Here is a 13,631-nt window from a genome sequence, read left to right as displayed (position 1 = left end):
GGCGGCCGACGCAGGGGCGGGGTGGTGACGTGCCCTACCGCCGCGCGGTCAGGCCGGAGCGGGCTCCAGCACGCCCGGCGCGGTGGTGGCGGTCCGGCCGTCCTGCTCCGGCGTGATCAGCTTGTGCAGCGACAGGGCCACCAGCGACGCGGCGATCGTGCCCGCGGCGACCAGGACGATCCACACGCCGCCGAGCCCTGCACCGAGCAGCGGCCCGGCGCTGACCGGGGCGACGATCGCGGACATGCCCCACACCATCGAGGAGAGCGCGTTGTAGCGGCCGCGCAGCTCGTCCGTGGCGAGCACGTTGACCAGGGCGGGGCTCACCGGGGAGAGCATCGTCTCGCCGACCGCGAAGATCGCGCCGAACAGGATCACGATCGCGGCGCTGAGGACCACGTTGCTGCCGTCGATGTAGCCGGCCAGGCCGAGCACCAGCCACGCCGTGCCGAACACGCCGCCGACCGCGGCCAGCGCCCGGCTGCGGCTGCGGCCCTGCAGCTTCTTGATGACCAGCAGCTGCGCCAGCACGATGACGACCGTGTTGGCGGTGAACGAGTACCCGATGATCTGCGGGGTGACCCCCGCGATCTTGGTCGCGAAGCCGGTGAAGCCGACCTCCAGCTGGGCGTAGCCGGACACGGTCAGCAGCACACTGAAGATCATCAGGCGGCGGAAGGGCTTGTGCCGCAGCACCTCGGCGTATCCCCGCTTGCGGCCGCTCTCGGTCACGGTCGGCGTCTCGACCAGCCGCCGGCCCACCTTCGGCATGGACAGCAGGATCAGGAACGGCCCCGCGTAGCAGAACATGTCGAGCACGTAGATCAGCTGGAAGGTGCCCGGCCGGGCGGTGTCCACGATGCTGCCCGCGGTCGCCGAGCCGATGCCGATGCCCAGGTTGAGCAGGGCGAACTGGAGGCCGAAGACCCGCTGCCGCTCCTGCTCGCCGGTGATCGAGGTGAAGACCGTGTTCATGCCGGCCCAGATCGTCGACGCGCCCAGGCCGCTCAGCGTCAGCGCCACCGCCGCCTGCCAGGTGGTGCCGACCAGGGCCAGCGAGCCGACGCCGACCGCCTCGATGAGCAGCGCGGGCATGACCACCCGGCGCGCGCCGAACCGGTCGATCAGCGAGCCCGACAGCGGCGCGACCGCGAGGGTGAGCAGGCCGAACCAGCCGATGAGCAGGCCGACCGTGGTGCCGGAGAGGTGCCGCACCTCGGTCAGGTAGATGAACAGGAACGGCAGCGTCAGCCCTCGGCCCAGCGCGGAGAAGAGGGTGCCGACGAGCATCCGGCGTGCTTCGGGCCTCGCGGGCAGGGCGTCGCGCAACATGCGGCCAGTGTGCTGTGCGGGTGTGACGCCGGGCGAACGAAATAGAAGGCCCTGTGGTCAGTGCCACAGGGCCTTTCGCTCGTTACGGGTACGCCGTCGTCACGGGGTCGGCGTGGCCGCGGGCTCCGACGGAGCCGTGGACGGCTGGCCGCCCTCGGCGGAGTTCGGCGCCAGGCACAGCACCTTGCTGTCGACGGTGACGTGCGGCTGCGTCTTGTCGCACTCGTCCTTGCTGCCGGCGACCGAGACGACCTTGTACGTCTGCGGCTCCGTGCACGCGGCCGCGACGGCCACGTCGCCCGACTGCTTGAGGCAGTCGCCGACCCCGAACGCCGGAGCCGGGTCCTCGCCGCCGAGCAGCTTCTGCGCGCCGATCAGGACACCGAAGGCGAGCGCCAGCAGCAGTGCGCAGCCGACCACCACCATGACGATCACGCGGCCGGTGCGGACCGGCTTGATCTCCAGGGCGCCGGTGCCGGTCTCCTCGGGCTTGAACTTGTCGAACTTCGACTGGTCCTGCGCCAGCGGCGGCGGCGAGTCCATCGGCGGGCGCTGCCCGGGCACGATGCCCGCACCGGGCGGGGGACCGGCCGGCCGGGCCGGCGGCTGCATCGGGGCACGCTGCGGCGGGCCGGGCGGGGTCGAGGGCGGGTTGCCGTACACCGAGGGCGGCGGGCCGGCCGGAGCAGGCGGGGCGGCCGGGGGCGCCGCAGCGGCCGCCGGAGGAGCTCCGGCGGGCTGGAGCAGGTCACCGAACGCGTGCTGGCGGGGCTGGCGCTGGGCCAGCGGGGAAGCGCCACCCTGCGGCGCGGCCTGCTCGGGAGCGGGCGGAGCGGGCTGCTCGGCCGGGCGGGCCGGCGCACCGTACACCGTGGACGAGCGGGCGATCGGCGGGGCGGCCTGCTGCTCGGCCGGAACGGGCTGGGCACTGGGCACGGTCACCCTGGCGGTGGCCCGCGCGGGTCCGGCTGCGGGCTGCGCCGGCGGCGGGGGAGGCGGTGACACCGGCGCGGCGGCCGGAGCCTCCTCGGCGGGCGCGGACACGGCGGCAGAGCCGTACACCCGGCCCTGGGGCTTGGGCATCGCGGCGGAAACGTCCTCGGCGGGGCTCACCCGGCTCGCGGTCGGCACCGAGACCGAGGCGACCCCGGCCGAGGCGCGCGCGACCGACGGCGGCGGCGTGACCGGGATGGCGGGCGGCGTGCTGACCGGCGTCGTCGGCGCGGGCGGCGAGCTGACCGGACCGGCGCTCGGCGGCGGGCTCACCGGGGCAGCGGCCGCGACGGGCTCGTACGCGGGAGCCGCCGGTGCGGGCTCGTACGACGGTGCGGGCTCGTAGGACGACGCGGGTTCGTACGACGGCGCGGGTTCGTAGGACGAAGCCGGTTCGTACGACGGCGACGGCGCGGGCTCGTAGGACGAGGCAGGCTCGTACGACGGCGACGGCGCGGGCTCGTAGGACGAGGCAGGCTCGTACGACGGCGACGGCGCGGGCTCGTAAGACGAGGCGGACTCGTGCGACGGCGACGGCTCGTACGACGGCGACGGCTCGTAGGACGAAGCCGGTTCGTACGACGGCGACGGCGCGGGCTCGTACGACGAGGTCGGCGTGTACGGCGCGGGCTCGTACGGCGGCGGGGCCGGCTCGTACGCGGGCGGCGGCTCGTAGGCCGGTGCCGCCGGGGCCTCCGGCTCGGGGTCCATCAGCGCGGCGACTGCGGGCGGCGGGGTCCACGGGCCGGCCGGTGCGCTGGGCTTGGGCGACTCGCCCGCGGCGAACGCGGCCCAGGAGCCCGACGCGGTGGCGGGCTCGGCCGGGGCCGGTTCGAAGGCGGGCGCGGCCGGCGGCTGCTCCTGCGGCTTGCTGAAGTCGGAGTAGTCGGGCCAGGCCGGCTCAGCGGCGGGCGCGGCGGCGGCCGACTGCCAGGGCTGCTCGGCGGGGGCGGGCTCGGCCTGCCACGGCTGCTCGGCGGCGGGCGTGGACCAGTCCTGCGCCGCGGCCCACTCCGGCTGCGCCTGCGGCGTCGACCAGTCGGGTTCCGCGGGGGGCGTCGAGGTGACGAAGGGCTCGTGCGCCGCGAACGACGACGACATCTCGTGGCGTACGCCGGGGATCGGCACGACGGCCGGGGCCGGCACGTACGGCGCTCCGTCGCCGGCCGGCGCGGCGGCCGCGGGCTCGGCCGGGAAGCCGCTGAACGCGGGCGGGGCCTGGTCGGCGACCGAGTCCGGCGGGAACGACTCCTCCGGCGCGCTGCCGTACGGGGTGAACACCGGGAACTCGTCGGGTGCCGGCGGCGCCTCGAACAGGCCGAATCCGCTCTTGCGCTCGGCTGCGTCAGCCGGCGGCCAGCCGGGCTGCTGCGGTGCCTCGGACGTCATACGCGCACGCCTCCTTCTCTCTCGCCAGCCCTGGAGACGCCGCGCGGAAACAACGCAGGGGTCATGAGCCGAGGGGTGGCGGCCGTGCCCACCGTACCGGTACTCCCGCGCGACCGGAATACGGGAGGTGGGTTCACATCGCTTGGCCAGTCACGGCCGGGAACACATTGCGGCCCCTGTCGCCGGATGGCGCGACAGGGGCCGCAACGCTCTTGGAGGAGGAGAAAAGTTTCAGTGCAGGCGGACGAACACGGCTGCCATGGGGTCACCGAGTTCCGCGGCGCGGCGACGCTGCGCGCGCTCGGCGTGGGTGCGCTCGAGGTGGATCTGCTCGGCGCTGCGGCTCCGCGTCCGCATCTTCTTCATGATGCTCATACCAACTATTACATCGTATGGAGCCCTGCTAACTCCAACGATTATTCGGTGAGCTGCGCCACCAGCCGACGATTCGTAGGTGAACACCTCATGTTCGCGGGGTGATCGCCGCCAGCAGCTCGGGTTGCCGGTGGTCGAGGATGTCACCGGCGGTGAGCAGGCCGAGCCAGATCGCGCCGGCCGCGTACGCCAGCCCGACCGGCAGCGCGAGCACCGCCCCGACCGACCCGCCGAGCAGCACCAGCAGCAGCACCGGCAGCGCCAGCACCATGCCCGCGAGCCACGCCGCCATGGCCAGGAAACTCTTCGCCACGCCGGTGCCCGTGTTGATCGCGAACGGGTTCTGGTTCTCCGGCAGGGAGTACGCCGCCCACACCGACACGTGCATCGCGCAGGCCAGCCCGGTGCCGTACGCGGCGAACAGGGTGCCGACCATGACCGGGAGCAGCAGCAGGTCCCCGCGCAGCACCGCGTTGAGCACGGCGAGGCCGAGCAGCAGCGGCACGATGTACCAGGAGTACGCCACCGTCCTGGCCCGCAGCTCCAGCCGGCCCGGCACCCCGGACACCACGTGCATCGCGTACGCCGTGCCGTCGTAGCCGAACTGGTTCGCGATGCCGAGCCCGGCCAGCGCGCCGACCAGCACCATGGAGCCGCCGTTCACACCCTGCGCGACGGCGTTGCCGCCGGCGCCCGGGCCGAGGTTCATGACCACCGGCAGGAACACCCCGATCACCGCGAACGTGATCAGGCTGGCCCGCCGCCGCACGTCGCGCACCCAGTAGCGCAGCTCACGGACCACCATCGCGCCGTACGCGGTGCGCGGCTGCCGGGCCCGCCCGAAGAACCGGGCGACCGGGGCGCCGGTGGCCGCCCGCACCCGGACCTCGCCACCCCCGGCCGTGCCGACCATCGCCGACTCCAGCGACCGCGACCACCACCACGCCAGCAGCAGGATCGTCACCACGGTGACGGCCAGCCGCACGGCGACCGCCGCCCAGCGCCCCTGCACCGCGTCGAGGCCCACCACGTACGGTGCCGCCAGCGGGGTCCAGCCGAGCACGTCGGCGAGGGCGGCCAGGCGCTGCGTGCCGACCTGCTGCGCCCCCGAGGTGAGCAGGAACTGCAGCGGTCCCAGCGACGCGGCGAGCACCGCGAGCACCACCGCGGCCAGGTCGCGGGTCCGTCGCGACCGCAGCGCACGGGAGAACCCGCTGGTCACGGCCCGGCTCACCACCACACACAGCAGCAGCCCGAGCAGCACGCCGACGGCGGCGACCACGGCCGGCAGCGGGCCCCCGGCGATGCCCGCGCCGATGGCCAGGCCGGAGGTCGCCAGCAGGGTGCCGAACGCGGGCACCCCCAGCAGCGCCGCGATCAGCAGCCCGCGCAGCAGCACGGTCCGGGGCAGCGGCAGCATTGCGAAGCGGCCGGGTTCCAGGGTCTCGTCGACGCCGAACCAGACCAGCGGCATCAGGATCCAGCCGAGCACCAGCGCGGTCCCGCCGAACGCGGGGATCACCGCTGCCCAGTCCGGCCCGTCGGGCAGGTACGGGACCAGGAAGAACAGCGCCGCCATCGATCCGTAGCCCAGCGCGCAGAGCAGGCCGATCACGAACAGCGCGATCTTGCCGGGGCGGCCGCGGAAGCCGTTGCGCAGCACCCGCAGCTTCAGGCGGGCGAAGGTCAGAGCCATGACAGCTCCGAGCCGGTCGAGGTGCGCCCGCCGACCACCGCGACGAACGCCTCCTCCAGGGAGCGCCCGTCGCGTACCGCGTCGAGGGTGCCGACGGTGCTGATCCGGCCGTTCGCCATGATCGCGACGTGGGTGCACAGCCGCTCCACCACCTCCAGGACGTGGCTGGAGAAGATGACGGTGCCGCCGCCGGCGACGTAGCGGGTGAGGATGTCGCGGATGGCCGCGCCGCTGACCGGGTCGACGGCTTCGAACGGTTCGTCGAGCACCAGCAGCCGGGGCGCGTGCAGCAGCGCGCAGGCCAGCGCGATCTTCTTCTTCATGCCGGCCGAGTAGTCGATGACCAGGGTGCGCCCGGCATCGGTCAGCGCCAGCACGTCCAGCAGCTCGGTGACCCGGGCGTCGATGACGTCGGGCGCCATGCCACGCAGCAGGCCCTGGTACGTGAGCAGCTCGGTGCCGTCGAGCCGGTCGAAGAGGCGTACGCCGTCGGGCATCACGCCGATCAGCGACTTGGCCCGGACCGGGTCCTGCCACACGTCGTGACCGAGCACCAGCGCCCGCCCGGCGTCCGGCCGCAGCAGGCCGACGGCCATGGACAGGGTGGTGGTCTTACCGGCTCCGTTCGGCCCGAGCAGGCCGAAGAACGAGCCCGCCGGCACGGCGAGGTCCACGCCGTCCACGGCGACCTTGGTGTCGAACCTCTTGACGAGCCCCTGCAGGGCGAACGCGCTGTCCTCGATCACGCGTCCGACTGTAGACGCGCGGTGCCTGCCCGTCGCCCCTCGCGAGAGGCGACGGGCAGGCGTGGATCACTTGCTCGCGTTGAGCCGGTCGGACTCGTTGCAGGACTGGCGGGCGGGCAGGATGTACATGTCCTTCAGCTGCTCGGCGGCCTGGGCGCGGCCGAGGTTCCACGAGTACCACTGATCCGGGTCGGCCTTCAGGTCGCGGATCACCCAGCTCAGCGCGCAGCTGCGGTAGGGCTCCGGCAGCTCCGCGAGAGCGGGTACCGCGTCCGGGCCGAGCGCCCGCAGGTACCAGAAGTCGAGCTTCTGGAAGCGCTCGACGTTCTGCTCGGCGATGAAGTGCTCGGGGTTCGCGGCACCCAGGAACAGCAGCAGCCCGGCGAAGCCGGCCACCGCAGCCCGCGGGAACCAGGCGGCCCGCAGCTTCCACCCGGCCAGCGCGATCAGGATGAACACGCCGCCCAGGTAGAGCTCGACCGAGCCGAAGAACAGCCGCTCCCGGGTCCAGCCGTAGGTGTTCTGGTAGAGCCACATGCGCCAGGCCGCGGAGCCGACGATCACCATGCTCAGCAGCACGAGCGCGCCGAGCAGGGTACGCAGCAGGATCCGGTCCTGCCGGGTCTCCTTCACCGCCCAGCGTGACACCAGCCCGATGACGATCAGGGTCAGCAGGGTCACCACGAGCAGCTGGTTGAAGCCCTGCACCGCGTACTCCGAGAAGGTCAGCCCGCTGGTCTTCTGGATGTAGGCCTTGTCGCCGAAGAAGAAGCGCAGCTGCACCACGACGAACGCGCCGAACAGCAGCACCAGGCCGCCCAGCGGCAGCGCCACCTCGATGCGGCCGATGCGCCGCGCCGCGGGCCGCTCCAGCCCGGACAGGTCCGGCGGGGCCAGCACCGTGAAGATCGCACCGGCGGTGATCAGGCCGCCGATCAGCGTGTACAGCACGCCACGGAAGATCGCGCGGGCGTTGAGCTCGGGCAGGATGTCGCCCAGCAGGGTCGCGAACGCGGCGTCAGCCGAGGCGAACAGCGCGCCGAAGACGACCAGCAGCACGAACGTCACGATCAGCGACAGCACCACGCGGCCCGCGGTGCCGCTCCTCTCCCGCGTCTGCTGCCAGGCGCGAGCGCCCCGGCCCAGCCACGGGATGGCCCGGAAGAACGCCAGCGGCACGGCCATCGCGCCGACGACGACGGCTCGCACCGAGTGCCCGCCCGCCACCGCCAGCGAACCGCAGGCGATCGCGCCGAGCACGCAGAAGACGAAGATCCAGCCCAGGTTGCGGAAGGTGCCGACGGACAGCAGCGCCACGGCGAGCACCGCCCAGCCGACCCGGATCCAGCGCTCCAGCGCCGTGTCAGGCTTCGGGCCGAACCGCGCCGCGTGCCAGACCGCGCCCGTCATGACCAGACCCACCAGCAGCCAGCCGATGCCGGGGCGACTCAGTGGCAGCGCGATGGCGGTGGCCAGGCCGCCGACCAGCGCAGCGATCCAGGCGGCAGGGCCGCCGGCGTAGTCCGGACCCTGCCAGCGGGCCTGCAGGAAGCCGGGCGGTGGCGGCGGCAGCGGCGAGAACCGCGCCATCTCGGCCGGGTACGTCTGCGGGGGCACCGCGGTCGCCGCCGCAGCTGCTGGGGCCGGGGTGGCGGCCTTGGCCGGAGCGGCGGTGCTCTCCGCGGCCGTCGCCGGGGCGGGGTCCGGTGCAGTCCACGTTTCGGCAGCCGGTGCCTGCTCGGTCGCCGTGACCTGCGCGTCCGAACTCGCGGACGGGCTCGCCTCCGCGGCCGGTGGCGACGACTCGGGCGGCGATGAGCCGTCAGGCTGCGCTGGGGTGTCCGGAGAGGTGTCTGACATCGTTGGCTCCGACTTCTGCGGGCGACTGATGAGGTATGGACTTCTGGGGCAGGGTGATGCGTACGCGGCAGCCGGTCCCGCCGGGCGGGTCGACGATCGCGATCGTGCCGTGGTGCAGCTCCACCGCCCAGCGGGCGATGGCGAGGCCGAGTCCGGTGCCGCCGTCGGACGACTCGGCGCTCTTGCCCCGGGTGAAACGCTCGAAGACCCGTTCCCGGAGGGCGGGCGCGATGCCCACCCCCTGGTCGAGCACCTCGAAGACGGTCTGCGTGCCGGTCGGGCGGGCGCTGACGGTGACCAGCCCGCCGGCCGGGCTGTGCCGGGCCGCGTTCTCCAGCAGGTTCGCGAAGACCTGGTGCAGCCGCGCCGGGTCGGCGCTGATCGTGTGCGGGATGACGTCGTGCAGCCGGAACCGGGTCGCCGGGGCGTTCAGGCTCGCCTCCTCGACCACCCGGGCCAGGAACTCCGCGACCGGCATCGGCTCCCGGCGCAGCGTCGCCGCGCCCGCGTCGACCTTCGACAGGTCGAGCAGCTCGGTCACCAGGCGGGACAGCCGCTCGGTCTGCGCCAGCGCGGTGCGCAGCGTGACCGGGTCGGGCTCGCTGATGCCGTCGACGATGTTCTCCAGCACCCCGTGCAGCGCGGTGATCGGCGTACGCAGCTCGTGCGACACGTTCGCGATCAGCTCACGCCGCTGCTGGTCGCTGGCCGCGAGGTCGGCGGCCATCAGGTTGAACGCGCGGGCCAGCTCGCCCACCTCGTCCCGGCTGGTGGCGCGCACCCGGCGGCTGTAGTCGCCGCGGGCCATCGCCCGCGCCGCCGCGGTCATCTCGCGCAGCGGCTTGGTCATGCCGTGGGCCAGCACCTGCAGCGTGATCAGCCCGACCAGGGCGGCGGAGATGGCGACCGGCCAGTTGACGAACCCGAGCCGGCCCCAGAACACCAGCAGGCCGGTCGCGCCGGAGATGCCGAGCAGGATGGCCAGCTTCAGCTTGATCGACCGGAACGGGTCGAGCGGGCGGGGCAGTCGGTCCAGCACCCGGTTGGACAGCACGATCAGCGGACCCAGCACCCGGTACATGGGGTGGGTGAGCCAGTCGAGGACGCGTTCGATCACTGAGTTTCGGCTTCCAGGGCGTATCCGACACCGTGCACCGTGCGAATCAGGTCGGCACCCAGCTTGCGGCGCAGCGCCTTGATGTGGGAATCGACCGTGCGGGTGCCGTAGCCCTCGGCCCAGCCCCAGATCTCGGCCAGCAGCCGCTCCCGCGGCAGCACCGACCGGTGCCGCTCGGCGAGGTACACCAGCAGGTCGTACTCGGTCGGGGTCAGGTGCGCCTCGGCCCCGTCCCGGCGCACCCGGCGCTCGGAACGGATGATCTCCAGGGGACCCAGCTTGATCGGCGCGTCCGGCGCGGTGGACCGGTCGGCCCGGCGCAGCAGCGCGTGCACCCGGGCGGCGAGCACCCGCATCGAGAACGGCTTGGTGAGGTAGTCGTCCGCGCCCACGGCCAGCCCGACCAGCAGGTCGTTCTCGTCGTCGCGGGCGGTCAGCATGAGCACCGGCACCGGCCGCTGCGCCTGCACCCGGCGGCAGACCTCCAGCCCGTCGAAGCCCGGCAGCATCAGATCCAGCACGATCAGATCCGGCTTCAGCCGCCCCGCGGCCTCCACGGCAGCGGGCCCCGTCCCGGCGTGCGCCACCGCGAAACCCTCGGCCCGCAACCGGGCGATCACCGACCCGGCGATGGTGGGATCGTCCTCCACCACCAGGACCCGACGTTCACTCATGACCAGGGACTGTAGCGGCCACCTGTGCTCAACCTCAGTCCCAGTTGTGAAGGACTTGTGCGCGGGACCGGTTCGAGCGCATCGCCGCGGTCGCATAGCGTCGCTCATTTGACCTGGGGAAGCTTCCTCACCGCAGATTCGTGCTGCACTCTGGAGATGTCACACAGGCACCGATAGAGAGGACGGGTGACAACGATGACCCATCCGCTGCTCCGGCCTCAGCCGCTGCGCGCCTGGCAGTTCGAGGATCTCCTCGACACTCCCGACGACGGCTACCGGTACGAGATCCTTGACGGGAGCCTGATCGTGACTCCGGCACCCCCCATGCCGCACTTCACCACGCTTTACCGGCTACGCCGCGCATTGGAGAAGCAAGCTCCGCCAAACATCGTGGTCGGAGAGAACCTGGGTGTGCTGAGGCATGACGGGACGTCCTACTTCATTCCCGACGTCGTTGTCTTCGACGCGAATCTGCTCGGCACAACAGTGACAGCACTGCCGCCGGCCGCGGCGAAACTCGTGATCGAGGTCGTTTCCCCCAGCAACCCGAGCAACGATCTTGTGATCAAGCGCCACGGCTACGCCACGCTCGGGGTGATCGAGTATTGGATCGTTGACCCTCGGGCGGAGGAGGTTCTGGTGCTGACAAAGCCTGGCTCGGGTGGCTACCTCGTCGAGGAGAAGCGCACCGACTCGATGAGCGGGACCGCGCCGTTCCCGTACCAGCTGGATCTGACCGAGATCTTCGCCTGAACAGCGAGACGGCCAGGCCGCCCGCAGGCTGCCCGGCCGTCTCTCAGGTCTTCGTCAGTACGCGCCCTTGCGCTGGAGCACGACACCGACGGTGCGCCACAGGATGCTCAGGTCGTACGCCAGGGACCAGTTGTCGACGTAGTAGAGGTCCAGCCGGACCGCCTCGTCCCAGCTCAGGTCGGAGCGGCCGGAGACCTGCCACAGGCCGGTCATGCCGGGCCGCACCAGCAGCCGGCGGCGCACGTCGCCGAGGTAGTCGCCGTCGTCAGCGGGCAGCGGACGCGGCCCGACCAGCGACATCTCGCCCTTGAGCACGTTGATCAGCTGGGGCAGCTCGTCGATCGAGCTGGCCCGCAGGAAGCGCCCGACCGGGGTGACCCGCGGATCGTCGCGGATCTTGAAGAGCATGCCGTCGCCCTCGTTCTGGGCTTCGAGCTTGCTCTTGCGCTCCTCGGCGTCGGTGTACATGGTGCGGAACTTCCACACCTTGAACACCCGGCCCTCGTGGCCGACCCGCAGCTGCCGGAAGAACGCCGGGCCGCGATCGGTGATCGAGATGGCCAGCGAGATCACCAGCAGCAGCGGGGCGAGCAGCACCAGGCCGAAGAAGGCGGCGATCCGATCCAGCAGGTTCTTGGCCAGCCAGGCCATGCCGGAGAGCTTCGGCTCCTCGACGTGCAGCAGCGGCAGGCCCTCGATCGGGCGGATGTGCACCCGGGGCCCGGCGATGTCGGTGAGTTGCGGCGCGACCACCAGGTCGATGCCGGTGCCCTCCAGCTGCCAGGCGAGGCGGCGCAGCTCGTCGGGTTCCGCGCCGGCCGAGCCGCACACCGCGATGGTGTCGGCGCGCAGCTCGTGCACGAGGTCGACGAGGTCGCGCCCGTAGTGCACCGGCACCGGGGCCTGCGCGCGGCGCGAGGCCGGCAGGTGCTCGGACAGGTGGATGGCAACGGGCACCAGCCCGGCCTTCGGGTTGCGCGAGACGACCTTGTACACGAACAGCGTCTCCGGCAGTGAGCCGATCAGCAGCATCCGGTACGTGGCCAGCCTGCCCCGGCGGCGCACGACGTACAGCGCGCGGCGGGCCAGCAGGCGCATGCCGAAGATGTACGCCATCGCGGCGATGATCACGAAGCCGACGGTGCCGCGGGACAGGCCCTCGTCCTGGCCGGCCTTCTGGAAACCGAAGGCGAGGAAGGACACGGTCGCCGCGACCGCGATGGTCGCGCGGAAGACCCGCTTGAACTCGTCGGTGCCCAGACCGATCACGCGCCGGTCGTACGCGCCGTTGCCCCAGAGCAGCAGCAACCAGATCAACGGCATGATGCCGTACGCGACCAGCTGGAACTGCACGATCTGGTCGAAACCAGAAGTGACCCGGTTGATCGAGAACTGCGAGATCGCGGTCCAGCTCGCCGCCATGGCGCAGAGCAGGTCACCGATGACCAGGCAGAGGATGTACGGCCGGTGCCAGCGGGCGCGGCGCGCGGTGCCCCGCGCGAACGCGTTGCGGGCGACGCCGTTGGTCTTCGGCACTGGGGGCAACTCGTATCGGTCGGCTACGTAATCCGGGACGTTCGACCGCTTGGGCACGGTGGTCGGGTGCTTCAGGCTCGTCGTCACCTCACCTGGGTCCTCCCGTGCGTCACGTTCCTGCCCGGTGGCGCCGGCAGGTGCTGCAGCCCTGCGGTCGGAACGTGCGGCAGGACGGGTGTCGCCCACAACGTTCAGTCTCGCATGGTTTGTCCGGGGTTAGCGGAGACACCGTGTTGCCGATGCGTCCGAACACCCCAGGACCGGGACACTATACGAACTGGGCTGTGCGTGACACTAGCGCAGGAGTTTGGAAAGTCGGCGGTCTGCGAGCGGTTTTCCACCGGTTTGGCAGGTAGGGCAGTACTGCAGGCTGGAATCGGCGAACGACACCTCACGCACCGTATCGCCGCAGACCGGGCACGGCTGCCCGGTTCGCCCGTGTACCCGCAGGCCGGCCCGCTTCTCCGACTTCAGCGTGGCCGCCTTCTGTCCGACCGAGCGCTCCAGCGCCTCCGTCAGCACCTGCTGGATCGCGCTGTGCAGGCTCTCCAGCTGCTCGGGCGTCAGCCGGTCCGCCCGCGCGTACGGCGACAGCCGCGCCACGTGCAGGATCTCGTCGGAGTACGCGTTGCCGATCCCCGAGAGCACCTGCTGGTCCCGCAGCACCCCCTTGATCTGGGAGTTGAGGGGGCGCAGCAGCTCGGTCAGCCCGGCCAGGTCCAGGCCCAGCGCGTCCGGCCCGAGCCGGGCGATGCCGGGCACCTGGTTCACGTCGGTCACCAGATACGCGGAGAGCTTCTTGCGGGTGCCGGCCTCGGTCAGGTCGAAGCCCGACCCGTCGTCCAGGCGCACCCGCAGCGCGATCGGCCCGCTGCCCGGCTTGAGCAGGGTGTCCGGCAGCGCGTCGCGGTAGTGCAGCCAGCCCGCGCGGGCCAGGTGGATCACCAGGTGCAGGTCCCCGAGCTCGATGTCGAGAAACTTGCCGTGCCGGCCGGCGCCGGTGATCGTCAGCCCGCGGGTCGCGGACAGGGGCGGGTCGAACGTCTTCAGGGCGCTGATCGCAGACACGTCGACCCGCTCGACGCGCCGGCCGACCGCTCGCTCACGCAGGTACGCGGCGAGCGCCTCCACCTCGGGCAACTCGGGCACGGGGCTAACGC

General features: G+C 72.2%; 11 protein-coding genes. 1 reads left to right on the top strand and 10 read right to left on the bottom strand.

The annotated features are described in order from the left end of the window. Positions 1–48 precede the first annotated feature (48 nt). The 8 genes from Cco03nite_RS10855 to Cco03nite_RS10825 all read right to left on the bottom strand — a co-directional run bounded on the left by Cco03nite_RS10855 (position 49) and on the right by Cco03nite_RS10825 (position 10,182). Positions 49–1,332 (bottom strand): MFS transporter, encoded by a 1,284-nt coding sequence (locus Cco03nite_RS10855; RefSeq protein ID WP_203691868.1) that lies wholly within the window; start codon positions 1,330–1,332, stop codon positions 49–51. A gap of 99 nt (positions 1,333–1,431) precedes the next feature. Further along, positions 1,432–3,714, bottom strand: coding sequence for a hypothetical protein (locus Cco03nite_RS42820; protein WP_203691866.1), 2,283 nt, complete (start codon positions 3,712–3,714; stop codon positions 1,432–1,434). 231 nt (positions 3,715–3,945) lie between these two features. Next, on the bottom strand, positions 3,946–4,071 hold the full coding sequence (locus tag Cco03nite_RS42815) for a hypothetical protein (RefSeq protein ID WP_269059019.1): 126 nt from the start codon (positions 4,069–4,071) through the stop codon (positions 3,946–3,948). 106 nt (positions 4,072–4,177) lie between these two features. After that, the gene (locus tag Cco03nite_RS10845) at positions 4,178–5,785 is read right to left on the bottom strand and encodes an ABC transporter permease (protein WP_203691864.1); all 1,608 of its coding nucleotides are present in this window, start codon (positions 5,783–5,785) and stop codon (positions 4,178–4,180) included. Then, positions 5,776–6,531, bottom strand: coding sequence for an ABC transporter ATP-binding protein (locus tag Cco03nite_RS10840; protein ID WP_203691862.1), 756 nt, complete (start codon positions 6,529–6,531; stop codon positions 5,776–5,778). Before Cco03nite_RS10840 ends, Cco03nite_RS10845 begins: the two co-directional genes overlap by 10 nt. A 66-nt stretch (positions 6,532–6,597) precedes the next feature. After that, complete coding sequence (locus tag Cco03nite_RS10835; RefSeq protein ID WP_203691860.1) at positions 6,598–8,391, bottom strand: DUF4153 domain-containing protein; 1,794 nt, start codon at positions 8,389–8,391, stop codon at positions 6,598–6,600. Then, positions 8,354–9,508: a sensor histidine kinase gene (locus Cco03nite_RS10830; RefSeq protein WP_239167284.1), complete on the bottom strand. Its 1,155-nt coding sequence runs from the start codon at positions 9,506–9,508 to the stop codon at positions 8,354–8,356. The genes Cco03nite_RS10835 and Cco03nite_RS10830 overlap by 38 nt, the downstream gene beginning before the upstream one ends. Then, a complete protein-coding gene (locus Cco03nite_RS10825) occupies positions 9,505–10,182 on the bottom strand; it encodes a response regulator transcription factor (RefSeq protein WP_203691858.1) in 678 nt (225 codons plus the stop codon). The genes Cco03nite_RS10830 and Cco03nite_RS10825 overlap by 4 nt, the downstream gene beginning before the upstream one ends. Before the next feature lie 195 nt (positions 10,183–10,377). Between Cco03nite_RS10825 and Cco03nite_RS10820 the strand changes: the two genes are divergently transcribed. Further along, positions 10,378–10,935, top strand: coding sequence for a Uma2 family endonuclease (locus Cco03nite_RS10820; protein ID WP_203691856.1), 558 nt, complete (start codon positions 10,378–10,380; stop codon positions 10,933–10,935). Positions 10,936–10,989: 54 nt separating this feature from the next. Here Cco03nite_RS10820 and Cco03nite_RS10815 read toward each other — a convergent pair whose 3' ends face one another. Both Cco03nite_RS10815 and Cco03nite_RS10810 read right to left on the bottom strand, forming a co-directional pair. Beyond that, positions 10,990–12,558, bottom strand: a complete 1,569-nt coding sequence (locus Cco03nite_RS10815) for a sugar transferase (protein WP_203691854.1) — start codon at positions 12,556–12,558, stop codon at positions 10,990–10,992. 207 nt (positions 12,559–12,765) lie between these two features. Then, positions 12,766–13,620: an Fpg/Nei family DNA glycosylase gene (locus Cco03nite_RS10810; RefSeq protein ID WP_203691852.1), complete on the bottom strand. Its 855-nt coding sequence runs from the start codon at positions 13,618–13,620 to the stop codon at positions 12,766–12,768. Positions 13,621–13,631 lie beyond the last annotated feature (11 nt).

Origin of the sequence: Catellatospora coxensis (assembly GCF_016862635.1) — a bacterium.
In the GTDB taxonomy this organism is placed as follows: Bacteria; Actinomycetota; Actinomycetes; order Mycobacteriales; family Micromonosporaceae; genus Catellatospora; species Catellatospora coxensis.
This window is presented reverse-complemented; position numbering and strand designations above follow the sequence as displayed.